The sequence below is a fragment of the Streptomyces abyssomicinicus genome, assembly GCF_008974245.1.
GTDB lineage: Bacteria > Actinomycetota > Actinomycetes > Streptomycetales > Streptomycetaceae > Streptomyces > Streptomyces abyssomicinicus.
The window spans coordinates 271,321-297,089 of sequence record NZ_BBZI01000010.1; the positions used below are offsets into that span (position 1 = coordinate 271,321).

Sequence of the window (25,769 nt, forward strand, 5' to 3'; positions counted from 1 at the left end):
CGGACCAGCCTGCCACCGGTACCCGCCGGGCGCACGGCGTGCCCGGGGGGCGGGCGCCGACGGAGGGTAGCGCCCGGGGTCTTTCCCGGTGGAATATTCCCGGCCGAATCCCGGGGAGTTGATCCGGCGGACGGAATTCCGGCTAAGCTCCCCCGGAGCGCTGCGAGTTGGGACCTTTACGCACCGCAATCGCCTCACCGTCCGCACATGCGTGCCCATTTGCCCGCGGTGCCGGAGAGGCTGCCGGTGGTCCGGTCCGCCGGCGTGTCCCCGGGGTGTCCACGGACGCCCCGCCGTGTCTTCGTCCACCTGTCCGCCTCCCGACTCCCCACCCGTCCGCCTGTCGCTCCGACGTGTCGCCCCGAAGGATGCAGATGGATTTCGCCACACCACCGGTGCGGACCTCAGCCGCCTGGTACGGCTGGTGGCTCATGCCGCTGGCCCTGGGCTCCGGAACGGTCGCCTCCGCCTTCCTGAGTCCGGAACCCGTCGTCACCACCACCGCGGGGGCCGCAGCCACCGCCGCCGGCGCCGTGTGCGTCCGGCTCCTCCTCAAGTCCCAGGACCGGCTGCGGCGGTCCCGGGAGGAACACCGGGCCGAGAGCCAGGAGACCGAGCGCCGCTGGCGGCAGCGGGCGGTGGGACTGGAGAACGACCTGGCCGTGGCCCGCGCCCAGGCGGAGAGCCGCCTCGCCGGCGAGCGGGAGGCCCTCGACCAGCGCCTCGCCGAGCGGGACCAGGCGTGGATGGCCACCCGGGAGCGCGACCTGGCCGTCGTCTCCCGGTTCGCCGGCCAGTACCTCCCCGAGGCGCTCAAGCGCCTGCGTGACGGCGACGCGGTGGAGGACCTCCTCCCGCTGGTCGAGCAGGAGCGGGACGTCACCCCCGAGGTGCGGGCCGAACTGCGCAAGGTGCTGCGCACCGCCCTGATCGGCGTGGAGGAGGAGCTCGACCGCTCCACCTCCGCCGAGCAGGCCGTCATCAGCCTCGGCAACCGCATCCACGTCCTGACCAGCAAGCTCCGTGTCCGCCTGCACGAGATGCAGGGCGAGCACGGCCGCCACCCCGTGGTCGCGCAGGGCCTGATGGAACTCGACCAGCAGATCGGTCCCGCCGACTGTCTCGCCGCCTCCATCGGCGTGCTGGGCGGCTCGGCCCGCCCCGGCCGGCAGTGGCAGGAACCCCAGCGGCTGCTGGGCGTGGTCCGCGGCGGCATCGGCCGGATCAAGGACTTCCACCGGGTGGAGATCCGTCAGCTGCCCGAACTGGGTGTCGACGGCGGCCTGGTGGACCACCTCACGCTGATCTTCGCGCACCTGCTGGACAACGCCGCCCGTTACTCCCCGCCCAGCGAGCCCGTCATCGTCTCCGGCAAGGAGGTCCCCAACGGCGTCGGCATCGAGATCCAGGACGCCGGCAAGGGCCTGAGCGAGGAGAAGAAGCGCGAGGCCGAGCGGTCCCTCGCGGGCGTCCCCGCGGGCTCCGGGCTCGGCGGCCTGTCCGAGGACGCGCACCTCGGCCTGCGGGTCGTGGGCACCCTGGCCCGCCGGTACGGGATCCGCGTCACCTTCGCCGACTCGCCCTGGCTGGGCACCTCCGTCGTCGTGGTGGTACCGCACAAGTACTTCAGCCCGCTGGCCGCCGCCCCGGCCGCCACGGCGCCCGAGCGGCCCGCCGGCGTCCCCGCGGTGCCGGCGCAGTCCGAGGCCGAACACGACATGGACGACGCCGGACACACCGGTGACTCCACCCCCGGAGGACTTCCCCGCCGCCGCAGCCTCCGGCGGAGCGCCGCCGAGCCGCGGGAGACCGTGCGTGCCCAGGCCGCCGGACAGCGGTCCGCCGGCGTGCCCGACGTCCCGCCCGACGCCTCGTTCGCCGGCCTGGCCGCCTTCGCCACCGCCGGTCGTGACATCGGCGCCCCGGCCCCCAGGGCGGCAGCCGACGACCGCGAGTCCACCGAGCCCCGTACGGAAGAAAGCGACTGGTCCGCATGACGACGCAGCAGGGAACCGATGTCAGCTGGGCTCTCCGCGACCTCGCGGAGAGCATCCCGGAGATCCGCTTCACCCTGGTGGCCTCCAGCGACGGCAAGGCGATCACCTCCTACGGCGCCGACGACCCCGACGACGTGGACCGCTTCGCCGCGGTGGTCGCCGGACTGCAGGCGCTCGCACAGCCGGTGGCCGAGCAGTTCCCGGCGGCCGCCGGGCAGCTCAGGCTGGCCATGATCGAGGTCGACGGCGGCCACCTGTTCGTGGTCCGGGCCGGCCAGGAGACCTACCTCGGCGTCCTCGCCAAGGAAGGCCTCGACCAAGGCCTGCTGGGCCATCAGATGCGGGATCTGGCGCGGAGGATGGGCGAGCTGCTCGGCACCACTCCGCGGCTGGAGGAGCACTCTGGATGAGTGCTCCCCGCCGGCCCACCGACCCGACCGGGCTCGAGCGCTACTACGTGCTCACCGGAGGCCGCAGCAAACCGGCCGGCCCCGCGGCGACCCTGGACGTGGCGACCCTCGTGGTCTCCCGGACGGGGCCGCAGCCGTCGCCCCAGCCCGGCCTGCAGCACGAGCACGAGGAGATCCTCCGCCGCTGCCGCGAACCGCTGTCGGTGGCGGAGCTCGGCGCCCACCTGGGCCTGCCCTTCAACATCATCGCGGTACTCCTGGCCGATCTGCTCGAAGCAGGACGCGTGGAAACCCGTGACCCCGTCCCGGCGAACTCCGCCGGACTCGGGCCCGACCTCGCGCTCCTTGAGGAGGTACTCAGTGGACTTCAAAGGCTTTGACCCCACCGGCCGGACCACGGCGGCGGACGGCACCCGCTCGGTGAAGGTCATGATCGCCGGTGGCTTCGGCACCGGGAAGACCACCATGGTCCGCTCGGTCAGCGACATCCGGCCGCTCACCACGGAGGAGACCCTCACCCAGGCCAGCGCCGGTGTGGACCACCTGATCGGTGTGACGGACAAGCAGCAGACCACCGTCAGCCTGGACTTCGGCAAGATCGGCATCAACGACGAGCTGGTGCTCTACCTGTTCGGCACGCCGGGCCAGGAGCGCTTCTGGTTCCTGTGGAACGGGCTCTTCAAGGGGGCGCTGGGCGCGGTGGTCCTGGTCGACACCCGCCGGCTCGCCTCCAGCTTCCGCGCCATAGAGGAGATGGAGCGCCAGAACGTCCCCTTCGTGATAGCCCTCAACGTCTTCCCCGACAGCCGGGACCATCCGGTCGAGGAGATCCGCGACGCGCTGGACATCCCGGAGGACATCCCCGTCGTCGCCTTCGACGCCCGTGACCGGGCCGCGAGCCGTGACGTCCTCGTCGCGCTCATACGACATCTGCAGGAACGCGCCGTCGCCCTGGAGCCCCGATGACCGAACGGACCTCCCACGGTCCCGCCACCGCAACCGGCTGCCCCGTCGCCCACGGGGGAGCCACCCGGCTGTACGGGCCCGAGACGACCCATGACATGGAGAGCGTCTACGCGCGGCTGCGCCGCGAGCACGGCGCGGTGGCGCCGGTCCTGATCGAGGGCGACGTCCCGGCCTGGCTGGTGCTGGGCTACCGGGAGAACCGGCGGGTGCTCGACAACCCGCTCCAGTTCAGCCGGGACGCCCGGATCTGGCGGGACTGGAAGGAAGGACGCGTCGACGACGACCTGCCGGTGATGCAGATGGTCGGCTGGCGCCCCGACTGCGTCTCCCAGGACGGCGAGCCGCACCGCCGGCTGCGCGGAGCGGTCACCGAAAGCCTCCAGGCGGTCGCCGGCCGCGGCATCCGGCGTCACGTCGCGCACTTCGCGGACAAGCAGATCGACGCCTTCGCCAAGGCCGGCCGGGCCGACCTGGTGGCCGACTTCGCCGAGTACCTGCCCATGCTGGTGCTCACCCGCCTGTTCGGCCTCGCGGCGAGCGAGGGGCGCAGCCTCGCCGAGTCCAGCAACCATGTCATCAAGGGAGGCGCGGACGCCCTCGTCCACAACGCCCGGATCATGACGATCCTCGGGGAGCTCGCCGAGCGCAAGCGCCACGAGCCGGGTGCCGACTTCACCACCGGGCTGCTCGGACACCCGGCCCGGCTCGACGACGAGGAGATCCTCCACCACCTGCGGCTGGTGCTGATCACCGCGCACACCACCACCAGCAACCTGCTGGCCCGGGTGCTCCAGGCGATCCTCACCGACGACGCCCGGCTCGCCGCCCTGGTGGGCGGCGAACTCGCCCTGTCCTCCGTGGTGGAGGAGGTCATGTGGAACACCCCGCCGCTCGCCGTGCTGCCCGGCCGGTTCGCCACGGCCGACCTCCAGCTCGGCGACGCCGCGGTCAAGGAGGGCGACATGCTCCTGCTCGGGCTGGCGGCGGGCAACCTCGACCCGGAGATCCGCGCCGCCGGCGACGTGTCGCTCCAGGGCAACCACTCGCACCTGGCGTTCAGCTCCGGCCCCCACGAATGCCCGGGGCAGGGCATCGGGCACGCCATCATCGAGATCGCGGTCGACGTCCTGCTGCACCGGCTGCCGGGACTGCGGCCGGCCGTGGCGCCGAACTCGCTGACCTCCACCGCCTCGACGTGGATGACCGGCCTGGACAGCCTGCCGGTGGAGTTCCCCGTCCGCTGACCCGGGCGAACACCACACGGTGGCCGCGTCCCCTTCCCGCCGAGGGGGCGCGGCCGCCGTGTCGTGCACGCTCCTTCGCGCCGGACGTCAGTTCACCGACAGCAGGTCGTCCACCGACCCCCGGCCCGCCCGCTCCGCCGCGGCGGCGGGCGTGTCCTTGTCCGCCGCGTAGCGCCCGGTCACCAGCGCCCATTCGTAGTTGCCGTTGATCCAGTGCTGCACGGCCTCCACCCCCATCGAGGTGCGCAGGCGCTCGTCCTCCGACAGACCCAGCTCGTCGCACATCTGCGGCACGCGGGCCTCGAGTTCCAGGTACTCCACCAGGCAGGCGGCGGTCATCCGGTACGCCTCGGCCGCCGCCTCCTCCCAGGAACAGCCCAGTTCACGGCGGAGGACGGCTATCAGGTTGTGGCCGTCGCCCCGGCGCCGCTCCCGCTCGAAGGAGTGGATGTCGTTCATGAAGCCGATGACGTCCGCGGCCAGGTCCCTCATCCGTTCCATCACGGGATGGGCCTGGACCTGCGCCGGCACCTCGAAACCGCGGCTGCGTTCACCCGCGTCGATGCTGTGGTGTATGCCCACCGTCCGGCGGCGGAACCGCGCGTACTCCTTCACGGTGAGCGTGCCCTCGAGGCCGGCCGCCGCGAGGTCCACCTCCTCGCAGTGCGCGGTGAGGAACCGGCCCCAGGAGGCGGCGAACCGGGTCTGCCAGGTGAGTGACATGCCACGCGACAACTGGGCCCAGACCTCCGCCCAGGCCTGGGTGATCGGGCACACCACCCGGGGCGGGCTGTCCGCCGGACGCAGCGGGGTGACGATCAGTTCACGGGCCACCTCGGTGACCCGGTCGGCCCGGTCCGGCCGGCCGGAGTCGAACTGGTCGTCGAACAGGAAGGCGAGGGAGAACCAGTTCATCAGCACCGTCATGTCCTCGGCGGAGGCGTACGGGTAGGTGCGCGCCGCAGCCTGGGGCAGGTCCCACGAGCAGTACTCCTCGAACCCCGCGTCGCTCCGTACCAGCCCCCGGTCACGCACCCAGCGCAGGTGCCGCTCCCGCGCGTACTCCAGATGAGGGCTGACCGGTGTGGAGAAGGGCAGGTCGAAGGTGACGTCCTGAGGCATGGGGGTTCCTTTCGGGACGGGCGGTGGGCTCCAGAAGTGTCCTGAACAAGCCACGTGGACGCACAGAGCCGTTCCGAAGCTGCCCTTCCGGTCATGAACACATACCCTTTAAACATGTGACCTGTAGCACTTTCGGCGTCACATGCCGGGAGAACGTGCCCCGGCGCGCACCCTGCCCCCGCCCGCACGCCTGGGGCGCACGCGAAACCGGGGCCCCGGATGTCCCGGAGCCCCGGCCTCGGCACGGTGACCGGTGGTCAGTCCCGGCCCTTGCCCTTCGTGTGGTCGGGCCACACGCCGGTCCTTCGCTCGACCGCCTGGGCGCTGGTCCGGTCGATGACCGCCCGCACCACGGCGAAGATGGCCCCCTGGATCGCCGCGGCCAGCAGGATCTCGCCCCACCGGCGGTCCCGGTCCAGGGCGTCGGGCGCGTCGTCCTCGTGCCTGATCGCCTTCCAGGTCTTCTGGAAGGCCGTGGTGGCCAGCCGTCCGCCGCCCCAGCTGAGCGCGAACCCGAGGGGCTTGTAGGCGGTGGGCAGGTTCTGCTTCTTCTGCGTGAATGTGGCCAAGGGGTTTCTCCTTCGTTCCTCGGTCGGTCAGGCCGGACCTGCCCGCGCCGTCGGTCAGGACGGTCGCGGACGCCCCGCTCCGGGCACCTCCTCGCCCGGCGGAACCGGGCCGGGCGGCGTCCCGTCACCGAACGGCCGGCCGCCGAGCTGCTCCCGGTGATGCGGGGACAGCCAGGCCGGCAGGTCCGGTCCCAGCGGCACCACCCGCGTGGGGTTGATGCCGGTGTGCACCATGTAGTAGTGCCGTTTGATGTGGTCGAAATCGACCGTGTCCCCGAAACCGGGGGTCTGGAAGAGGTCGCGGGCGTACGCCCAGAGCACCGGGTTCTCCGTCAGCTTCCACCGGTTGCACTTGAAGTGGCCGTGGTAGACCGGATCGAAACGCACCAAGGTGGTGAACAGCCGGACGTCCGCCTCGGTGACGGTGTCGCCCATCAGGTAGCGCCGCCGCTCCAGCCGCCGGGCCAGCCGCTCCAGCCGGTCGAACACCGCGGCGCAGGCCTCCTCGTAGTCGGCCTGGTTGGTCGCGAAACCGGCCCGGTACACCCCGTTGTTGACGTCCCGGTGGACGTCCTCCATCACCTCGTCCATCTCCGCCCGGAGCGCCTCGGGGTACAGGTCCGGGGCGCCCGCACGGTGGTGGGCGGTCCACTCGGTGGCGAGGTCCAGGGTGATCCGCCGGTAGTCGTTGGTGACCAGCGCGCCGCTCGGGACGTCGACGACCGCGGGCACGCTGACGCCGCCGGGGTGGTCCGTCTCCCGCCTGTCGTAGGCCTCGTGCAGGAACCTGATGCCGAGCACCGGGTCGCGGCCGCCGGGGTCGAGGGTGAAACGCCAGCTGCGGTCGTCCTGGACGGGGTCCGCGATCGCCAGGGAGATCGCGTCCTCCAGGCCCAGCAGCCGACGGGAGATCACCGCCCGGCTCGCCCACGGACAGGCCCGGCTGACCACCAGCCGGTACCGTCCCTCCTCCACCGGCCAGCCGTCCCGGCCGTCGGCGGTGATCCGGTCCGTGAAGTGGCTCGGCGACCGCGTGAACTTCTTGCGGCCGTACTCGGTGTTGCCCTCGCCGCCGCTCATCGCCGCCCTCTCGCCTGCCGTCCGCGGACCGGGTCGTTGTCCGTTCCCAGGGACGCGTTCCCTCTTTTCGGCGATCGGCACCGCCGAAGATCCCGTGCGGTGGGCGTGGAGCGGGATCGCGCGGTGCCGGCGGGACCCGCGGGAGGAGGGCGAGCCCGGGAGGCGGTGGGGGAGCGCTCGCGGCACACGGCGCGGGGAGGGGCGGGACGCTGGTGGGCCCCGCCACGACGGGGGAGCGCGGCGGGACCCGACAAGCGTCTGCCCCGCCTTCACGGCTTCATGCGCACCGGCCCGGCGGAATTCCGGGCCGGCCCCCGCATCACCCCCGCGGGCGACGCCCGGCCGGGCTCCGGGTCACTCGTCGCAGGCGACGGCGGGACCGGCCACCATGCCGCCGGTGCGGAACGTCTGGCCCTTGGGCATCCAGTACCCCAGCTTCGACACCACGCTCGAGCACGCGTCGGTGGTGGTGGCCCGGACGACCACCGTGGCGGGGTTGCCCGGCTGGAGGTCGGTGAGCGCGCAGTCCAGCGAGTGGGTCAGACGCTGCTCGGACGGGTGCCGGCCGATCAGCGGGTTGACGCAGCGCGCGTCGTCCGTGGTGAGCCGGATCCCGGAGTCCTCCTCGCCGATCAGCCCGAACCGCCCGCTGCCGTCGCCCTCCGCGCTGTCCCGGTGCACTGTGTACGTCAGCACGGTGGTCCGGCCCGCGCGCAACCGCTCCTGGTCCACCTCGATGCGGTGGGTGGGCTCCCGCAGCGGCTGGGTGAGGGTGAGCGGGGCGGTCGCCTTCCCCCGCACGTCCACCCCGGCGGGCGTGGAGCGGACCCGGACCTCGGCGGTGATCTCGTACGTCCCCGGACCGGCGTAGTCGGCGGAACCGGGCAGCGCGCCCCGGGCGACGACCTCGCCGTCCCTGCGGGCCGTCCAGGTGCCGGAGGTGTGGCAGGCGTACGTCCGCCCGCCGGGCGCCGAGCACGAGGCGGGGGCGGACAGGGCGAGGGACGGACCGCCGGTGGAGGTGCAGAGGCTCAGCGACGCCTTGCCGCCGCCGCTCCCGCGCAGGACACCGGCCGGGGCGCAGAGGGTCTCCGCGGCCGGATCAGCGGGGGCGGCCGCCACCGCGACGGGGGCGGATCCGCGGCTGTCGGACGGTTCCGCCTCCGACAGCCGCTGTTCGACGAGCGGGGAGAGGGCGGTCAGCGCCACGATCACCGCTCCCGCGGTCAGGGCGGCACGGGTCCGCCGGGTCAGCGTGGCACGGGGCGGCGGGGTCGGGGATGCCGTCACCGGTTCCTCCGGGGGTAGGCAGCGTCGGGTCCGCCGCCGAGCATGGAGGACCCGCACCCGCCGTCCCCGCCACGCCCCCCTGACACGCCGCCCCCTCACCTGCCCGCACCAACCGCCACCACGGCCCACCCGCCCCGCCCCCGACAGCACCGGTCCCGCCCACCTCGGCCCACCCGCCCCGCCCCCGACGGCACCGGTCCCGCCCACCTCGGCACACCCGGCCCGCCCACGTGGGGCACGGGGGCCAGACCTGCTCACCCGGGGCGCCGGGGCCGGCCCCGCGGGGCGCTAGCTCTTGCCGAAGGCGGTGACGGAGACCGCGGCGTTCGCGGACACCGGGACCTTGCCGGACTCCCACCGCACGCTCAGCGGCTCCCGCTCGTCCGGGGGCGTGACCAGCAAGGTGGCCGGGGTCTTCGCCTTGGACCCGGTGAGCCTCGCGTCGCTGTAGGACAGCGTCGCCCACGCGCTCTCCCCGGGGGAGAGCCTGACCGTGGTGACCGGTGTCCCCTCGATCCGCCGCGGGTCGGGCCCCAGCTGCGCCCCGGAGGCGTCCGTGAAGGCCGCGCCCGGATAGCCGCGCAGCGTGCAGGAGCGCTGCGACTGGTTGGTGAGGGCCACCGCGAAGCTCCGCTGTCCCGCACCCGCCTCGCCCGTTCCCACCGAGGCCGCCAGCCCGGAGGTGCGGCAGCGGTCGGAGGAAGCGCCCGGGGACCGCGGCGGGGCGGAGGAGGCCGGCGGATCGGCCGGGGCCGACGTGGCGGCGGAGGCGGAGGCCGGGGCGGACGGGTCGGGGGCGGCCGAGGACGGCCCCGCGTCCGTCGCCTCACCGCCCGCGCGGGCGGAGGAACCGCCGTCGGTCCCCGAACAGCCGGTCAGCAGGAACGGCACGGGCAGCAGCGCGGTCGCAAGCCACAGAACGCCGCGGTGCCGCGTCGCACGCGAGAGGCCCATCGTCGTCCACACTCCCGGGAGATCGTCGTGCCGGATGCTCCCGTCATGCTCCTCCGGCCGTCCGGTTCCGGAAAGACCGGATCCGGACTCCTCAGACGGCGTCGAGAAGTGGCAGTTCCGCCCAGATCGTCTTGCCGTCGGGAGTGTGCCGGGTGCCCCAGCGCTGGGTCAGCTGCGCAACCAGCAGCAGACCCCGCCCGCCCTCGTCGAAGGTCCGCGCCCGCCGCAGGTGCGGCGCGGTGTGGCTGGTGTCCGACACCTCGCAGATCAGCGTGGAGGCGCCGTGGATCAGCCGCAGGCGGATGGGGCGCGCCCCGTACCGGATGGCGTTGGTGACCAGCTCGCTGACCACCAGCTCCGCGGTGAAGGTGGCCTCCTCCAGGCCCCAGTGCTCGACCTGCTTCACCGCCTGCTTGCGGATCGCCGCCACCAGCGCCGGGTCCGCGGGGATGTCCCAGGTCGCCACCCTGGAGGAGGGCAGCCCGCGCGTCCGCGCCAGCAGCAGCGCGACGTCGTCGGCCACGTCGCCCTGGGGGAGCAGCCTCGCCAGGACCTGCTCGCAGCTGTCGTCCAGCGAATCGGCCGGCTCCGCCAGCGCCTCCTGCAGGAGTATGCGGCCGGCGTCCACGTCCAGGCCGCGGTTCATCACCAGGCCGTCGGTGTAGAAGGCGAGGACCGTCCCCTCGGCCAGCTCCAGCTCGGCCGCCTCGAACGGCAGCCCGCCCACGCCCAGCGGGGGACCGGCCGGCATCTCCACCGGCTCGGGAAGACCGCCCGGGCGGACGATGAGCGGCGGCTGGTGCCCGGCGCGCGCCAGGGAGCAGCGCCGGGACACCGGGTCGTAGACCGCGTAGAGACACGTCGCGCCGACCTCGCCCGGGCTGCCGTCGTTGCCCGCCTCGTCGGAGAGGCGGACCACCAGGTCGTCGAGGTGGGTGAGGAGTTCGTCGGGCGCCAGGTCGATGTCGGCGAGGGTACGCACCGCGGTGCGCAGGCGGCCCATGGTGGCCGAGGCCTGCACGCCGTGGCCCACCACGTCGCCGACCACCATCGCCACCCGCATCCCGGAGAGCGGGATGATGTCGAACCAGTCCCCGCCCACACCGCCCGCCCGGGCCGCCGGCAGGTAGCGCGAGGCGGCCTGCAGCGCCGCCGTGACCGGCAGGGAACGCGGCAGCAGGCTCCGCTGCAGGGCCAGCGCGACCTCCCGTTCCCGCGAGTAGCGCCGGGCGTTGTCGATGCAGACGGCGGCCGTCGCCGCGACCTCCTCCGCCAGCAGCACGTCGTCGCGGGAGAAGGGCTCGGGCTGCCGGTGACGGGTGAACAGGGCGACACCGAGGATCATGCCGCGGGCCCGCAACGGCACCGCCATCGCCGAGTGCATGCCGACCTCGACCGCGCGGCTGTCGAGGCCCACCCGGTACGAGAAGCGCCGCGCCAGGTCCTCCGGCGCCTCGGTGACGACCAGCGTCCGCGCGCGGCTGAGCGCTTCCGCCTGCAGCGTCGACGAGGGGTAGGCGGCCAGCTCGCCGACGCCCGGCAGGCCCTTCGCCCGCTCGGCCACCGAGCGGTCGGCGACCCGGCGCAGCCGCACCGGCACGGCCGGCGACGGCGGCTCCGAGGGCGGGTCGCCGCCGTGCTCGGGATCCAGCAGGTCGACGGACACGTGGTCGGCGATCGCCGGCACCAGCACGTCGGCGAACTCCTGGGCGGTGCGCCGGACGTCGAGCGTGGTGCCGACCCGGGAGCTCGCCTCGTTTACCAGCTGCAGACGCTCACGGGCGCGCAGCTGCTCGGTGAAGTCGTGGGAGGCCAGGGACACCCCGCAGATCTCCCCGCGGTCGTCACGGACCGGCGCCATGCTGGTGAGCCAGGCGCGGACCGTGTTGCCGCTGCCCATCTGCGGAAGGAAGACGCGCACCGAGTCGTGCTCGCCGGTCGCCAGGACGTTGCGCATGGCCCGCTCGACCTCGGCGAGTTCCGGGCGGGCGCCGATGTCGGTCACCCGCAGCCCGCGCAGCCGGTCGGCCGGGGCGCCGAGCACCCTCGCCATGTCGGCGTTCATGGCGCGCAGCCGCAGGCGGGTGTCGAAGACGGCCATCGCGCAGGGGGACTGCACCAGCTCCACCATCGCCAGCGGGTCGTCGGGCCTCAGCGGGCCGGAGCTCCCGCCGACCGGCGCCACCAGCAGCCAGTGACCGGGACGGTCCTCCGCCGGGGGTCTGCGGTGACCGATCAGAGGCACCCGCACCGCCCGCCCGTCCCGGTGACGCAGCGCCACCGTCGCCGTCGTCCGGCGCTCGACGGGCACGGGGGTGAGCAGGTTCTCGCAGCCGTCCTCGGCGACGCACAGCACGGAGACGGGGCGGCCCACCACCTCGTCCGGGGAGTACCCGAGGAGCCGGACGGCGCCGTCGTTCCACTCGAGCACCACGCCGTCGTCGTCGACGACAGCCCGTGCCGTCGCGGCATCGTCGAGCGGGTTGACCGGGCTCATGGTCGGCACTCCATCGCGGACACTGTCCGTGACCGTCGGGTCACGTCGGTCCCAGCGTAGTACCTCCGCGCGGGGCGTGTGCCGCGGCCTTGGGCCGTGCGGGCGGCGGGCCCCGCCCCGGGCGCCCCGGCACAGGGTCCGGCGGCCGGTGCGCGAACCGTTCCGGGTACCGGCCCGAACGGGTGTACCCAGTGGTGTGACCTGGACGTTTTTACGCTCCGCCGGACGAGCGGTACCTTGGCGCCATGCCAGCTCTCAATGTGGAGTTCAGCGACCGCGAGCTCGAGGACCTGCGGCAGATCGCCAAGGAGCGCGGTACCTCCATGAAGGCCCTGGTACGCGAGGCCGCGGCGGCGGACATAGCGCGGCACCGGGCGCTCCAGGAGGGCGCCGAGGCCTTCCGCCGCTTCTTCACCACGCACGCCGACGAGTTCGCCGCCGCCTTCCCGGACGACGAGCCGCCGCTGCGGGGCGCGGGCCGGGCCGCCTGACCCATGGCCTCCCTCCTGCACATCGACGTGCCCTGGCTGCTCCAGCGTCATGAGGAGGTCCTTCCGGACCAGCCGACCATCACCGACTTCTCGGCGCTGGTCGCCGCCGTCGCCCGCCACCGGGTGGACCCGCCCCGGCTCGGCGTGGACTCCGATCCGGCCTGGCGCGCCGCGGCCCTGCTGCACACCATCGCCGTGCTCAGGCCGCTGCCGTCCTCCAACGCCCGTTTCGCCTGTGCCACGGCGGTGGCCTACATGTACGCCAGCGGGGCGGGCATCGACCCGCCCTACGGCGCGCTCGTCGACCTCGCCCGCGACCTGATCGCGGGCAAGACCGACGTCTACGGGGCCGCCGACCGCCTCAGGGAGTGGCAGCTGTGATCCGAAGGCGGCCCGGCCCACGGTCAGCGCCGCCTTCGGTGGCTGGTGTCGCACCACGGATAGCGCTCGCTCAGCCGGCAGGTGCACAGCGCCACCCGGAAACGGTCCGAGGACACCACCGTGCCGTCCTCGAGCTCCACCTCCACCGGGCCGTCCACCAGCATCGGCCCGCGGCGCGGCACCACGACGCGGTGCGCCCGCTCACCACGCCCGGGCGGCACCGGACCGCGGTTCTGCTCAGACGGGTCGTTCGGCACGGACCACCACCAGCTCTTCCCTCTCGGTGCGCGCCTGCTCCGGGGAGATCAGCCCCCGCTGCCGCAGCCAGTGCACCCGGTCGCGCAGCACCGGCCCGAAGGCCACCTGGCGCCGCAGGGTCACGGAGGCCTTGAGCCCGGCCGCCCGCAGCTGCTCCACGGTGGCCGAGGGCCCGGAGAGCTCGGAGTGCACCATCAGCAGCACCCCGCCCGGGCGCAGCAGCCCCGGCGCTTCCCGGCAGATCCGGTCGACCACCAGCCGTCCGTCGTCCCCGGCGTCCCAGGCCCGCGCCTGCCTCGGACGGCCGCGCAGACCGCCCGGCGGCGTCGGCACGTACGGGGGATTGGCGGTGATCACGTCGAACGCCTCGCCCCGTACCGGCGCGAACAGGTCGCCGCGCATCACGCGCACCTTCACCCGGTGCAGCAGGGCGTTGAGCCGGACGCCGGCCACCGCGCGGCGGGAGACGTCCACGGCCGTCACCTCCGCCCCCCGGCGGGCGGCCGCCAGGGCCAGTGCGCCCGAGCCGGTCCCCACGTCGAGGACGCGGGCGCCGGCGGCCAGGGATTCGGCGGCCAGGGCTTCGGTCAGGAGGACGGTGTCGTCCTGCGGGGCGTACACCCCGGGAACTACCAAGGGAGGATTCACACCGGCCGAATACCCCGGTGCGACGGCACCATGGCCCACCTGCCCGTTCCCGTCACCCGTCCAGGGCCACCACCCCCGGGCGCGCCGCCCGCCGCCGGTCACCGCCCCGCTCACGCGGCCGCCGCCACGGTGTCCGGCAGCGGGGCGCGCAGGGCCGTGCCGTTCGCCCGCCAGCAGGCCATCACGTGGTCGGCCAGCCGGTCCTCCAGGAACACCGTGGCGTCCATGCCGAAGACCACGTCGCCCTCCAGATACGGCTCCTCCTCCAGCAGGCCGCCGATCACCTCGTGCCGGACCACCTGCTCGTGCACCGCGTCCGCCTCGACGTGCTCGTCGTAGAAGAACTCGGCCGCCGGTCCCGCGCCGGTGCGGCGCATCGCCTCCGCGAGGCGGCGGGAGCCGGGTGAGGAGGTGATCTCGACGGCGGCGAAATGGCCCACCAGCGCGCCGCGCAGCGCGCGGTGCAGGCCCAGCAGGGACATCAGGTTGACCACGGCCAGGGCCGGCGCGGGGGAGGGGCCGAGATAGCGGCCGTAGGAGGTGTCCAGACCGAGGTCGGCCATGAGGTCGGCGAACAGCTTGGCGTGCACCCGCTCGGCGCGGCCGCCGCCGAACTCGTCGAACTCCACGGACACCATGGCGGCCTTCGCCCGGCCCCACAGCCGGGGCAGCACCCAGGCGTGCGGGTCCGCCTCCTTGAGGTGGTAGACCGAACGCAACGCGGCGTACTCGCGCAGATGGCGCAGCTCGCCCTCGTCGCGCAGGAACCAGGTGACGCTCGTGCCCTCGGCCGGCTCGGTCAGCAGCTCCTTGACGGCGGAGCGCAGGTCGTCGTGGACGGGCACGTCGCGGCGCAGCGCCGCGAGGAACCGGCGCTCCATGGCCCGGCGCACCGTGAGCAGGCCAGGGTCCCACTCCATGGCCGGGTCGACGCCCGCGAAGCCGCGGTAGTGCAGTTCGTAGCAGCAGTACAGGGCGAGCTGCAGGTCGTCGCCGTACGGGTCGGCGGCGTCGGCGCCCTCCGGCCCGGGCGGCGGGACCTCGCCGCGCAGCAGCGCGAGGACCCCCGCGGACAGCGGGCCGCGGGGGGCGGGGAGCTCGGGGGCGTGGCGGTCGGGGAGATCGTCGCGGTCGTGACTCATGCGGCCCGGGTACCCGCCGCGACGCCGGGTACCCGGGCGGACCTCCAGGTCAGCGCTGCCGTCGGGCCTGTTCCTGGGCCGCGGGGTCGGGCGAGGTGGCGTCGCCCGCCTCGCCGGGGCGCCCCGGGCCGTCCTTGGCCCGGTCCCGGTCGGTGACGCGGGCCGCGGCCTCCTCGGCCTCCCGGAACGCCTCGGCCAGCGCGGTGCGCGGCGGTTCCTCCCGGTGGTCGCCCCTGCTTCGGTCGCCGTGGCTGTGGTGGTGGTTCACCGTTCGTCTCCTCGGTTGTCACGAGTGCTGTCATGTCGCCCCGGAGGGCGGACTGCGGGTACCCGGCACGGCCCCGGGCAGACCCGCCGGCTCCGCTCAGGCCATCTGGCGCCGGACCAGCTCGTGCAGCCGTCCTCCCCGGTCGGCCAGCAGCGCGGCGGGCGTGCCGGTCTCCGCCACGCGCCCGTCCTCCATCACGATCACCCGGTCGGCGTCCATCACCGTGGACAGCCGGTGTGCGATCACCACGCGGGTCGCCTCCAGCGCGCGGGTGCTCTCGATGACCCGTCGCTGCGTCTCGTTGTCCAGCGCGCTGGTCGCCTCGTCGAGGAAGAGGATCCGCGGCCTGCGGATCAGCGCCTGCGCGATCATCAGCCGCTGCCGCTGCCCGCCGGAGAGCGAGCCGCTGCCGGCCACCAGGGTGTGCAGCCCCATCGGCATCCGCCGGATGTCGTCGCCCAGCCCGGCCAGCTCCGCCGCCGCCATCACCTCCTCGGGTGAGTACGGCTCGTGCCCGCGGACGATGTCCAGCACCGACCCGGTGAACGGCTGGGCGTGCTGCAGCACCACACCGCACTGCCGCCGCACCGCCGCGTGGTCCAGCGCGGCCAGGTCCTGGCCGTCGTAGAGGACGCTGCCGGAGGCGGGCCGGTCGAAGCCGATCAGCAGCCGCAGCAGCGTCGACTTCCCGCAGCCGCTCGGGCCGACGATCGCCAGGAACTCACCCGGACGGACCTCGAAGGAGACGTCGTCGAGAACCGGCGGCCCGTCGTCGGAGTAGCGGAACGACAGCCGCCGCGCCTCGATCGCCCCGGAGAGCCGGCCCGGCGGGGTGCTCGCGCTCCGCACCTCCGGCACCGCGTCCAGCACCGGCCTGAGCTCCTCGAACAGCGGCAGCGCGGCGACCACCGAGACCGCGGCGCCGGTGAGCTGGGTGACCGAGCCCAGCAGCATCGTGACGGCCGTGTTGAAGGCGAGGAAGTCGGCGGCCGGCATCGCGCCCCGCGCCGGCCCCGCCAGCAGCACGAACATCAGCAGCGAGCACACCGGCAGGGCCACCGAGCCGAGCACCGCGTTCAGGTTCTTGATGCCGCCGAGCCGGCGGTGCATCTCACGGCTGCGGGCGAACCCGCCCGCCCAGGCGGCGTAGGCGTAGTTCTCGGCCGCCGCCACCCGCAGCTTGGGCAGCCCCCGCAGGGTCTGGAACGCCTGGTTGTTCAGCTGGTGGGTGAGCCGGACCAGCCGGCGCTGCCACCGCACCTGCCACAGGCCCAGCAGCAGGAACACCCCGGCCAGCACCGCCAGCAGAGCCATGGCGGCCAGCGCCATGCTCACGTCGTACCAGAGCAGCAGCCCCAGGTTGACCGTCCCGACCGTCAGTGACTGGGCCGCCACCGGGCCGACCCCGGCCAGCAACTGCCGGATCCGGCTGATGCCCATCGCCGCCCCGGCCAGCTCGCCGGTGGACCGGCCGGCGAAGAAGGCCGCCGGCAGCCGCAGCAGCCTGTCCCACACGGCCGGCTGCAGCACGGCCTCGATCCGGCCCTCCAGCCGGAGCATCGTCATGTTCTGGAGCAGCAGGAACACCGCGGACACCACGGCCGCCACCAGCACGGCGGTGCAGGCCAGCGCGATCAGGTCGGTGCGCGCCTGCGGCACGTACCGGCCCAGCACCTTGCCGGTGACCACCGGCACGGTCACCCCCACGGCGACCGTCACCAGTCCGCCGAGCAGCAGCGACACCACGTCCCGACGGGCGCCGGACAGCACGAACCGGGCCAGCCGCAGCGGGGTGGTGCGCCGCTCGGGGAGGGGACGGAAGAACATGACCGCCCGGGCGCCGTAGTCGTCGGCGTTCTCCGCGCCGATCCGGGTCTCCCGGCCGGTGGTCGGGTGCACCGCCACGTAGCCGCCGCGCCGCCACAGCAGCGCCACCGGGGCGCCGGACAGGGCCCGGAAGCCCAGGAGCGGGCCGACGTCCTCCTTCCACCACCGGCCGCCGCCCAGCCGCACGGTGCGCGTGCGCACCCGCGAGACGGCGGCGATGCGCTCCACCGGGTCCAGCCGTTCGGCCCCCGCGGCGCCGCGTGCCGGGTCGGTGAGCGTCACGCCCGCGGCCCGGGCCACCAGGCGGCAGGCCGCCCAGGTGGCGTCCTCGTCCACCTCGGTGATGCGGCGGCGCGACGGGCCGCCCAGCGACGCCAGCAGGGTGCGGTCCGCACGGTCGCGGGCCTCCCGGCCCGCCCGGACGCCCGCCGCGGCGCGGCTCTCGTGCGACCGCTCCTGTTGCTCGATCCAGCGGTCCAGGGTGGAGAGCAGCCGGAACTGCCGGTCCACCATGCCCTGCCAGAGCGCCGGGTCCACGAGCAGGTCGGCGGCGGCCTCCGCGCCGTACACCGCACCGTGGGCGACGCTGCCGGGCGGCACGTGCATCCAGAAGACGTCCTCGTCGGCCTTCCTGGCGAGGTGCTCGGCGGCCTGCTGGAAGCCGGGCTCGGTGGAGAACCCCTCGGTGAACTCGGCGGTGAACACCGCCGCCATCGGTGCCTGGAACAGCACCGACAGGCCCCGCCCCACGCCGAGCGCCAGCGCGTGCTCCAGCGGGCCCGACTCCGACGCGCTGTAGCGCGGGCTCAGGTGCCGCGGATTGCCGTACCCGTCGTGGACCCAGGTCTGCTCGGTCACCGGCTGGTACAGCTCGCGCAGCTGGATCCGGCGGACCGCGCAGTCCCGCAGCGGCCGGGCCACCAGGGTGTGCTGCGGCCCGGCGACCGGGCCGAGCAGGAGCGAGCCCGCCTCCAGCCGGCCCAGGTGGTACCAGTGGCCCTGCCCCATCGCGTCCACGGCGAACAGGTCCAGCGCCCCCTCGGCCACCAGCCACAGCACCTGCGGGCCCTCCAGGTCCAGCCGCGGGCCGGAGCAGTCCACCAGGGTGCCAAGCGCGCCGAGCGCCTGGAGGCCGTCTTCCCGCGAGGGCCGGTCGCCCTCGTGCCCGGACGTCATCTACCGCTCCCTGACGAGTCGTGCGTAGGCCCCGCCCGCGGCCACCAGCTGATGGTGGGTGCCGCGTTCGACGATCCCGCCGTGCCGGAGCACCACGATCTCGTCGCTGTCGCGGACCGTGCTCAGCCGGTGCGCGACGACGACGCACGCGCAACCGCGGCGGCGCAGGTTGTCCATCACCACCAGCTCGGTCTCGGCGTCCAGCGCGCTGGTCACCTCGTCGAGGACCAGGACGCTGGGACGGCGGGCCAGGGCGCGGGCGATCTCCAGCCGCTGCCGCTGCCCGCCGGAGAAGTTCCGGCCGTCCTGCTCGACCGGACTGTGGATGCCGCCCGGGCGGCGCATCACCACGTCGTACAGGGCCGCGTCCCGCAGGGCGTCGGCCACCGCCTCGTCGGGGACGGACGGGTCCCAGAGCGCTACGTTGTCGCGGACCGTGCCCTCGAAGAGGAAGACGTCCTGGTCGACGAAGGCGACCGAGGCGGCCAGCGTGCCGCGCGCGATGTCCTCCAGCCGCTGCCCGTCGATCCGGATCACGCCCTCCCAGGGCGTGTACAGGCCGGACAGCAGCCGCGCCACCGTCGACTTGCCGCTGCCGGAACCGCCGACCAGCGCCACCTGCCGGCCCGGGCCCACCGTCAGGTCGAAGCCGCTGATCAGCGGCTCGTCCAGCGGGCTGTAGCCGAAGGCGATGTCCCGCAGCTCGACGTGCCCGCGCAGCCGGCGGGTGGAGTCCTCGCCGCCGCGCGCGTGCAGCGGGTCGGGGCCGAAGTTCTCCACGTCCTTCAGCCGCGCCACGTCGGCCGCGAAGTCCTGGATCCGCCCGGCCACCCCGTTGAGCCGGGTCAGCGGCGCGGTGAAGCGGGTGACCAGCGCCTGGAAGGCGACCAGCAGACCCACCGTGATGTGGCCCTCCACCGCGCGCAGGCCGCCGATCCACAGGATCAGCGCGCTGTTGAGGGTGGCCAGGGTGGGCGCCACCACGCCCAGCCAGGCGGTGGGCACCCCCAGGCGCTGCTGCTCCTCCAGGGTGACGGCGTGCTGCCCGGCCCACTTGCGGAAGTAGCCGTCCTCGCCGCCGGTGGCCTTCATGGTCTCGATCAGCTGGAGGCCGGTGTAGGCGGTGTTGGTGAGCCGTGCGGAGTCCGCGCGCAGCTTGGCGGTGCGGGTGGCGCGCAGCCGCACCACCACCCGCATGGCGACCACGTTGAGCAGCGCGACACCGATCCCGACCGCGGTGAGCTGCGGGTCGTAGGTGTACAGCAGCACCGCGTACAGCACCACCACGACCGCGTCCACGCCCGCGGAGGCCAGGTCCCGGGAGAGGGTCTCGGCGACCGAGTCGTTGGACTCGAGCCGCTGCACCAGGTCGGCCGGGCCCCGCTGGGAGAAGAAGGTGACCGGCAGCCGCAGCAGATGGCGCAGGAACCGGGCGCTGGAGAGGGTGGACGAGATGATCCGCCCGCGCAGCAGATTGCCCTGCTGGAGCCAGGTCAGCACCGCGGTGAGCAGCACGCAGGCGCCCATCGAGGTGAACAGGACCCCCAGCAAGGAGGTCTGGCCGCCGATCAGGAAGGTGTCGATGTAGGTGCGGCTGAGCGCGGGCACGGCCGCGCCGACCAGCACCAGCAGCAGGCTCGCCAGCACGGCTGCGGGCAGGGCACCGGCGGTGCCGCGCAGCCGGGCGGGGAGGGCGCCGAGCGCGCCCGGGCGGCGTCCGCCGCGCCGGAAGTCCGGGCCCGGTTCCATCACCAGGACCACACCGGTGAAGCTGGTGTCGAAGTCCTCCATCGGAACGAACCGGCGGCCCTTGGCGGGGTCGTTGACGTACGCGCCGCGCCGGCCGAACCGCCGTCCCATGCCGTCGAGGACGACGTAGTGGTTGAACTCCCAGAACAGGACGGCGGGGGCCGCCACCCGGGCCAGGGCGGCGGTGTCCATCTGCATGCCCTTGGCGGTCATGCCGTAGCCGCGCGCCGCCTTCAGCAGGTTGCCGGCCCGCGAGCCGTCGCGGGAGACGCCGCAGGCGATCCGCAGCTCCTCCAGGGGGACGTGGCGTCCGTGGTGGCCCAGCACCATGGCGAGCGCGGCGGCGCCGCACTCCACGGCCTCCATCTGGAGCACCGTCGGGGTGCGCACGGTACGGCGGAGCGTCCGGCGGACCGGGGGTCGCCTCGGAGGTACGGCCCGGCGCCGGCCGCGGACGGGCGGCGGCAGGTCCTTCCGGGAGGTCACGCCCTGTGGGGTCACGGCAGGAGCCAATCGACGGGGTGCTGGTCGGCCACGCGGACGGAGGCGGTGGCCTGTGTCATGGAGTCCAGCCGGAAGGGCGGCCCGTCCTCGGTGGACCACGCGTAGCCGCTCCTCGTCGACGACGAGCGGAGCAGCCCGACGGTGACGGCGACCGGCGCGCCGTCCTCGGTGAGACGCGCGGCCAGCCCGGAGTCGCCCAGGAAGGAGGCGATGCGCCGGGGCGACTGCGCCCGCCGCTCCACCGACCGCACCTCGCCGCGCAGCACCCCGTAACGGGAGGCCGGCGCGGTCTGCACGGTGAGGTCCACCCGGTCGCCCTCGCGGACCTCGGCCGCCTCGCCCGCCGGGACGTACACGGTGGCGTACAGCGGCGCGTCGCCGGCCACCACCTTCTCGACCGCCGCCACGTCGGCTCCGGTCTGCAGCACCGCCCCGACGTTCACGGCGAGCGCGGTGACGCGTCCGGCCTCGACCGTCCGCACCAGGACGTCGCCCTCGGCGGTGCGCACCCTCAGGACGGGCGCCTCGGCGCCGAGGCGGTCGCCCTCCTCGGCCACCACCTCGGTCACCTGTCCGGTGACGGGGCTCTGCAGGACGTAACTGCCCCGCCCGTGGGTGAGCACGGCCGGCGCGCTCACCGTGGTGACGACCGAACCGGTCACCGCCCAGAGGGACGCGGCGGCCGTCACGGCCAGGGTCACCGAGAGCACCAGCCAGCCCTGCGGCCGGGCGAGCCGGGCGGGCAGCTCGAGGTCCTCCGGCGACCGCAGCTTGTCGAGCGCCTGCTGGCGGAACTGCACGGGTCTTCCTTCGACTGTGCGGAATACCGGCCGCCTGTGCGGGAACCGGTGCGGAACGCCGGGAATCCCGGAGCCGTGCGACGGCTCCGGGATCCGGCGACGCGGTGTCCGACCGGAGATGTGGGGGACCGGTCGGCAAACGCGTGCGGTCAGAGGCTGTTGACCAGGCCGGTGACCGGAGCGGTGTTCAGGCCGGTGGTGCCCTCGACCGTGGAGATCGCGGTGTTGAGGATGCCGGAGACCGGGACGATGCCGTCGACGACGCCGGTCACGGCACCGAGGGTCTCGCCGAGCAGACCGCCGGAGACGTTGTCCAGCTCGGCGTCGGAGATCTCGGCGGTCTCGACCTGGGGGACGAAGTTCATGGGAACTTCCCTTCGTAAGGGCCTTCTTATGGGGACTCGCGCCGTGGGCCGACCAGGCTCCGGAGGGGGCCTGCGAAGCCCTGCGGCGCGGTTGGATCAAAGCACGGGCGCGTCGCCGTCTTCCACTCAACAACCGCTGCGAGCTGGGCTTTTGCCGCCAGGTCGGCGGGAAGCGTGAATGCCTCGTCACTGCTTGGGGATCTCTTCCACACAAGCGGCACGCGGCGCTCGCAGGCCCTTCTCGCCACGCCCGGCCGGATCGGGCATTGCGGACCGCGGCCGTGCGCCGGCGGACCGCGGCGGGCCGGGACGGTGCCTGCTTCGGGCAGCAGGTGTGCAGATTTCCCGCACGCGGGTCCCGTGGGGCGGGACGGTGAAGGTGACAGTGACGGTCACGGGGGAGGGCGGGCGGCCCGGCCGGCCGTCCCTTGACTTTCCCTCGGCGAGGAACGGAGCATGCCCGCACCGGTGAACATGTGTTCACCCGGCGCATCCGTGGACCTCCGGAACGACGGGAATCGCACCATGACCCTCACCCGTGACCTGCTCATCGGCGGCAAGGACGTGCCCGCCGCCTCCGGACGGACGGAGGAGGACGTCAATCCGTTCACCGGCGAGGTGTACGCGAGGGTCGCCGCCGCCGGACCCGAGGACGTGCGGCGCGCCGTGGACGCGGCGGACGCCGCCTTCGAGGGGTGGGCCGCGCTCTCCCCGTTCGCCCGCCGCGCCATCCTGCTCAAGGCCGCCGACATCCTGGACGGCAAGGCGGAGCAGGTCGCCGAGATGATGGCGAACGAGGCCGGCGGCACCCGCCCCTGGGCCATGTTCAACGCCGGCCTCGGCGCCAACATGCTGCGCGAGGCGGCCGCCGCGGTCACCGCGCCCCGCGGCGAGGTGCTCACCTCCCAGCAGGAGGGGGTGCTCGGCATGGCGGTCCGCGAGCCGCTGGGCGTGGTGGCCGCCTTCGCCCCGTGGAACGCTCCCGTGATCCTGGGCGTCCGCGCCGTCGCCGCGCCGCTCGCCGCGGGCAACACGGTGGTGGTGAAGGCCAGTGAGGACGCGCCGGTGGCCTGCGCCCTCTTCGTCGCCGACGTGCTGCGCGAGGCCGGCCTGCCGGACGGTGTGCTCAACGTCGTCACCAACGCGCGCGAGGACGCGGCCGAGATCGCCGAGACGCTGATCGCCGACCCGCGGGTGCGGGCGGTGAACTTCACCGGCTCCACCGGGGTCGGCCGGATCATCGGCACCCACGCCGCCCGTCACCTGAAGCCGGCGGTCCTGGAACTCGGCGGCAAGAACGCCGTCATCGTGCTCGAGGACGCGGACCTCGACTACGCCGTGGACGCGGCCACCTTCGGCGTCTTCATGAACGCCGGCCAGATATGCATGTCGGGCGACCGCGTCCTGGTCCACGCCTCGCTCGCCGACGAGTTCTGCCGGCGGTTCGCCGCCAAGGCCGCCTCGCTGCCCGCCGGAGACCCGACCCGCCCCGAGACGGTGATCGGCCCCCTGGTCACCGCCGACGCCGCCCGCCGGGTCGCCGCCCTGGTCCGGGACGCCGTCGGCAAGGGCGCCACCGTCCTGACCGGAGGCGGCGACCCGGACGGCGCCGTGCACCCCGCGACCGTGCTCACCGACGTGCCCGAGGACGCCGACCTCCACCACGCGGAGGCCTTCGGCCCGGTCTGCGTGGTGCGCACCTTCACGACCGACGACGAGGCCGTCGCGCTCGCCAACGACACCGAGAACGGGCTCACCTGCGGCATCATCACCGAGAACGCCACCCACGGACTCAGCCTGGCCCGGCGCGTACGCACCGGCATCGTCCACGTCAACGACCAGTCGGTGGGCGACGAGCCGCAGGCCCCGTTCGGCGGCGTCAAGGCCTCCGGCTACGGCCGCTTCGGAGGGCGCTGGGGCATCGAGGCGTTCTCCGCCACCCGTTGGGTGACCGTCGCCACCGAGCACGCCCACTACCCCTTCTAGTGACGCCCTCCCGCGGGACCGGACCCGCCCCCGCCGGGGCGGGTCCACGCCGCTGACCTGCGCGACGTCGCCACGTCTGCGGTACGCGCCGACGCCGGTGACGTACGGTGGGGACGCCGGATCACGGTCCACGTCCCCGACGAAAGGTCACCCATGGCGCAGGAAGTACGCGGCGTAGTCGCCCCAGGCAGGAACCAGCCGGTGCGGGTCGAGACGATCCTGGTGCCGGACCCGGGACCGGGCGAGGCCGTGGTGAAGATCCAGGCCTGCGGCGTCTGCCACACCGACCTGCACTACAAGCAGGGCGGCATCAGCGACGACTACCCCTTCCTGCTCGGTCACGAGGCGGCCGGTGTGGTGGAGTCCGTCGGCGAGGGCGTCACCGACGTCGCTCCCGGCGACTTCGTCGTCCTCAACTGGCGTGCCGTGTGCGGTCAGTGCCGCGCCTGTCTGCGGGGCCGCCCCTGGTACTGCTTCGACACCCACAACGCCCGGCAGCGGATGACGCTCGCCGACGGGACCGAGCTGAGCCCCGCGCTGGGCATCGGGGCCTTCGCCGAGAAGACCCTGGTCGCGGCCGGCCAGTGCACCAAGGTCGACCCGTCGGTCTCGCCGGCCGTCGCCGGGCTCCTCGGCTGCGGCGTGATGGCCGGCATCGGCGCCGCCATCAACACCGGTGGGGTCGGCCGCGGCGACAGCGTCGCGGTCATCGGCTGCGGCGGTGTCGGCGACGCGGCGATCGCGGGGGCGAACCTGGCGGGCGCCGCGAGGATCATCGCCGTGGACATCGACGACCGGAAGCTGGAGACCGCCCTCACCATGGGCGCCACCCACACCGTCAACTCGAAGAACGCGGACGCCGTCGAGGCGATCCGCGAACTCACCGGCGGCTTCGGCGCCGACGTGGTGATCGAGGCGGTCGGCCACCCGGAGACCTACCGGCAGGCCTTCTACGCGCGTGACCTGGCCGGCACCGTCGTCCTGGTCGGCGTGCCCACGCCGGAGATGAAGCTGGAGCTCCCGCTGCTCGACGTCTTCGGCCGCGGCGGCTCCCTGAAGTCCTCCTGGTACGGCGACTGCCTGCCCTCCCGGGACTTCCCCATGCTGATCGACCTGCACCTCCAAGGCCGCCTCCCGCTGGACAAGTTCGTCACCGAGACGATCGAACTGACCGACGTGGAGGCGGCGTTCGAGCGCATGCACCACGGCGACGTGCTGCGTTCGGTGGTGGTCCTGCCGTGACCGCGCGGATCGAACGCCTCGTCACCTCAGGGCAGTTCAGCCTGGACGGCGGCACCTGGGACGTGGAGAACAACGTCTGGATCGTCGGCGACGACCACGAGGCCGTGGTGATCGACGCCGCGCACGACGCGGAGGCGATCCTGCGGGCCGTCGGCGACCGCCGGCTGACCGGCGTCATCTGCACCCACGCGCACAACGACCACATCGGCGCCGCCCCCGAGCTCGCCGAGCGCACGGGTGCGACGATCTGGCTGCACCCGGACGACCTGCACCTGTGGAAGCAGACCCACCCGGACCGGCTGCCCGACGCCTGGCTCGAGGACGGCCTGCGGATCGAGGTGGCCGGCACCGACCTGGAGGTGATCCACACCCCCGGGCACGCCCCCGGCGCCGTCTGCCTGCGGACCGTCGCGCTGGGAGTCGTGTTCAGCGGCGACACCCTCTTCCAGGGCGGACCGGGAGCCACCGGCAGGTCCTGGTCGAGCTTCCCGGACATCATCGAATCGATTCGCGAGAAATTGCTCACGCTGCCGCCGGAGACCAAGGTCCTCACCGGTCACGGAGACGGCACCACCATCGGTGAAGAGGCCCCCCACCTGGAGGAATGGATCGCGCGGGGGCACTGACCGGGCGGTCCGTACCGGTGCGCCGCTCGACCGGGACGGTGAACCGGACCGCCCGCGCGGCGTGCCGGTTCCCGTCCCGTTCACGGCGCACCCGTCCGGTGATGTCATCATTTGTTCGCCGACGTGGCTGACCCGGGACCGCCTCCCAGGGCGCGGACCCGTGCCGGCGGACCCGTG

The 25,769-nt window shown here is 73.9% G+C and carries 24 protein-coding genes; 10 read left to right on the plus strand and 14 right to left on the minus strand.

Annotated elements, in window-relative coordinates:
- Window positions 1–374: 374 nt before the first annotated feature.
- The 5 genes from GBN72_RS24380 to GBN72_RS24400 are packed head-to-tail and all read left to right on the plus strand — an operon-like array spanning window position 375 to window position 4,617.
- Complete coding sequence (locus GBN72_RS24380; protein ID WP_151774032.1) at window positions 375–1,997, plus strand: sensor histidine kinase; 1,623 nt, start codon at window positions 375–377, stop codon at window positions 1,995–1,997.
- Window positions 1,994–2,407 (plus strand): roadblock/LC7 domain-containing protein, encoded by a 414-nt coding sequence (locus tag GBN72_RS24385; RefSeq protein ID WP_151774033.1) that lies wholly within the window; start codon window positions 1,994–1,996, stop codon window positions 2,405–2,407. The genes GBN72_RS24380 and GBN72_RS24385 overlap by 4 nt, the downstream gene beginning before the upstream one ends.
- Window positions 2,404–2,787, plus strand: coding sequence for a DUF742 domain-containing protein (locus GBN72_RS24390; RefSeq protein ID WP_151774034.1), 384 nt, complete (start codon window positions 2,404–2,406; stop codon window positions 2,785–2,787). Before GBN72_RS24385 ends, GBN72_RS24390 begins: the two co-directional genes overlap by 4 nt.
- Window positions 2,768–3,373, plus strand: a complete 606-nt coding sequence (locus GBN72_RS24395; protein ID WP_151774035.1) for a GTP-binding protein — start codon at window positions 2,768–2,770, stop codon at window positions 3,371–3,373. Before GBN72_RS24390 ends, GBN72_RS24395 begins: the two co-directional genes overlap by 20 nt.
- Window positions 3,370–4,617, plus strand: coding sequence for a cytochrome P450 (locus tag GBN72_RS24400; RefSeq protein ID WP_151774036.1), 1,248 nt, complete (start codon window positions 3,370–3,372; stop codon window positions 4,615–4,617). The genes GBN72_RS24395 and GBN72_RS24400 overlap by 4 nt, the downstream gene beginning before the upstream one ends.
- 87 nt (window positions 4,618–4,704) lie before the next feature.
- On the opposite strand, the gene GBN72_RS24405 is transcribed toward GBN72_RS24400, so the two are convergent.
- From GBN72_RS24405 to GBN72_RS24430, 6 genes are all read right to left on the minus strand, one after another.
- Window positions 4,705–5,739: a 7-epi-alpha-eudesmol synthase gene (locus tag GBN72_RS24405; protein WP_151774037.1), complete on the minus strand. Its 1,035-nt coding sequence runs from the start codon at window positions 5,737–5,739 to the stop codon at window positions 4,705–4,707.
- Window positions 5,740–5,996: 257 nt separating this feature from the next.
- Window positions 5,997–6,308 (minus strand): DUF4235 domain-containing protein, encoded by a 312-nt coding sequence (locus GBN72_RS24410; protein WP_151774038.1) that lies wholly within the window; start codon window positions 6,306–6,308, stop codon window positions 5,997–5,999.
- A gap of 54 nt (window positions 6,309–6,362) precedes the next feature.
- Complete coding sequence (locus GBN72_RS24415) at window positions 6,363–7,388, minus strand: glutathione S-transferase family protein (RefSeq protein WP_151774039.1); 1,026 nt, start codon at window positions 7,386–7,388, stop codon at window positions 6,363–6,365.
- A gap of 354 nt (window positions 7,389–7,742) precedes the next feature.
- Entirely contained in the window at window positions 7,743–8,678 is a 936-nt protein-coding gene (locus GBN72_RS24420; RefSeq protein ID WP_246212831.1) for a hypothetical protein, read from the minus strand.
- A 288-nt stretch (window positions 8,679–8,966) separates the two neighbouring features.
- Window positions 8,967–9,632 (minus strand): DUF4232 domain-containing protein, encoded by a 666-nt coding sequence (locus GBN72_RS24425; protein WP_151774040.1) that lies wholly within the window; start codon window positions 9,630–9,632, stop codon window positions 8,967–8,969.
- A gap of 91 nt (window positions 9,633–9,723) precedes the next feature.
- On the minus strand, window positions 9,724–12,129 hold the full coding sequence (locus GBN72_RS24430) for a SpoIIE family protein phosphatase (RefSeq protein WP_151774041.1): 2,406 nt from the start codon (window positions 12,127–12,129) through the stop codon (window positions 9,724–9,726).
- 245 nt (window positions 12,130–12,374) lie between these two features.
- Here GBN72_RS24430 and GBN72_RS24435 point away from each other — a divergent pair, with 245 nt between their 5' ends.
- Together GBN72_RS24435 and GBN72_RS24440 are read left to right on the plus strand one after the other, a co-directional pair.
- Window positions 12,375–12,620, plus strand: a complete 246-nt coding sequence (locus GBN72_RS24435) for a hypothetical protein (protein ID WP_151774042.1) — start codon at window positions 12,375–12,377, stop codon at window positions 12,618–12,620.
- A 3-nt stretch (window positions 12,621–12,623) separates the two neighbouring features.
- The gene (locus GBN72_RS24440; protein ID WP_151774043.1) at window positions 12,624–13,001 is read left to right on the plus strand and encodes a toxin Doc; all 378 of its coding nucleotides are present in this window, start codon (window positions 12,624–12,626) and stop codon (window positions 12,999–13,001) included.
- 23 nt (window positions 13,002–13,024) lie between these two features.
- Here GBN72_RS24440 and GBN72_RS24445 read toward each other — a convergent pair whose 3' ends face one another.
- From GBN72_RS24445 to GBN72_RS24480, 8 genes are all read right to left on the minus strand, one after another.
- Window positions 13,025–13,258, minus strand: a complete 234-nt coding sequence (locus GBN72_RS24445; RefSeq protein ID WP_439959805.1) for a CDGSH iron-sulfur domain-containing protein — start codon at window positions 13,256–13,258, stop codon at window positions 13,025–13,027.
- Window positions 13,239–13,895 (minus strand): HemK2/MTQ2 family protein methyltransferase, encoded by a 657-nt coding sequence (locus GBN72_RS24450; protein WP_246212832.1) that lies wholly within the window; start codon window positions 13,893–13,895, stop codon window positions 13,239–13,241. Before GBN72_RS24450 ends, GBN72_RS24445 begins: the two co-directional genes overlap by 20 nt.
- Before the next feature lie 122 nt (window positions 13,896–14,017).
- A complete protein-coding gene (locus GBN72_RS24455) occupies window positions 14,018–15,049 on the minus strand; it encodes an iron-containing redox enzyme family protein (RefSeq protein WP_151774045.1) in 1,032 nt (343 codons plus the stop codon).
- Window positions 15,050–15,098: 49 nt separating this feature from the next.
- Window positions 15,099–15,317 (minus strand): hypothetical protein, encoded by a 219-nt coding sequence (locus GBN72_RS24460; RefSeq protein WP_151774046.1) that lies wholly within the window; start codon window positions 15,315–15,317, stop codon window positions 15,099–15,101.
- 96 nt (window positions 15,318–15,413) lie between these two features.
- Window positions 15,414–18,320: an NHLP bacteriocin export ABC transporter permease/ATPase subunit gene (locus GBN72_RS24465; protein WP_151774047.1), complete on the minus strand. Its 2,907-nt coding sequence runs from the start codon at window positions 18,318–18,320 to the stop codon at window positions 15,414–15,416.
- Window positions 18,321–20,537, minus strand: a complete 2,217-nt coding sequence (locus tag GBN72_RS24470; RefSeq protein ID WP_151774202.1) for an NHLP family bacteriocin export ABC transporter peptidase/permease/ATPase subunit — start codon at window positions 20,535–20,537, stop codon at window positions 18,321–18,323.
- 29 nt (window positions 20,538–20,566) lie between these two features.
- A complete protein-coding gene (locus GBN72_RS24475; protein WP_151774048.1) occupies window positions 20,567–21,373 on the minus strand; it encodes an HlyD family efflux transporter periplasmic adaptor subunit in 807 nt (268 codons plus the stop codon).
- A gap of 149 nt (window positions 21,374–21,522) precedes the next feature.
- Window positions 21,523–21,738, minus strand: a complete 216-nt coding sequence (locus GBN72_RS24480; RefSeq protein WP_151774049.1) for a type A2 lantipeptide — start codon at window positions 21,736–21,738, stop codon at window positions 21,523–21,525.
- 525 nt (window positions 21,739–22,263) lie between these two features.
- Between GBN72_RS24480 and GBN72_RS24485 the strand changes: the two genes are divergently transcribed.
- The 3 genes from GBN72_RS24485 to GBN72_RS24495 all read left to right on the plus strand — a co-directional run bounded on the left by GBN72_RS24485 (window position 22,264) and on the right by GBN72_RS24495 (window position 25,592).
- A complete protein-coding gene (locus tag GBN72_RS24485) occupies window positions 22,264–23,724 on the plus strand; it encodes an aldehyde dehydrogenase family protein (protein ID WP_151774050.1) in 1,461 nt (486 codons plus the stop codon).
- 153 nt (window positions 23,725–23,877) lie between these two features.
- Entirely contained in the window at window positions 23,878–24,966 is a 1,089-nt protein-coding gene (locus GBN72_RS24490; RefSeq protein ID WP_151774051.1) for an S-(hydroxymethyl)mycothiol dehydrogenase, read from the plus strand.
- The gene (locus tag GBN72_RS24495; protein ID WP_151774052.1) at window positions 24,963–25,592 is read left to right on the plus strand and encodes an MBL fold metallo-hydrolase; all 630 of its coding nucleotides are present in this window, start codon (window positions 24,963–24,965) and stop codon (window positions 25,590–25,592) included. The genes GBN72_RS24490 and GBN72_RS24495 overlap by 4 nt, the downstream gene beginning before the upstream one ends.
- The last annotated feature ends 177 nt before the right edge of the window (window positions 25,593–25,769 follow it).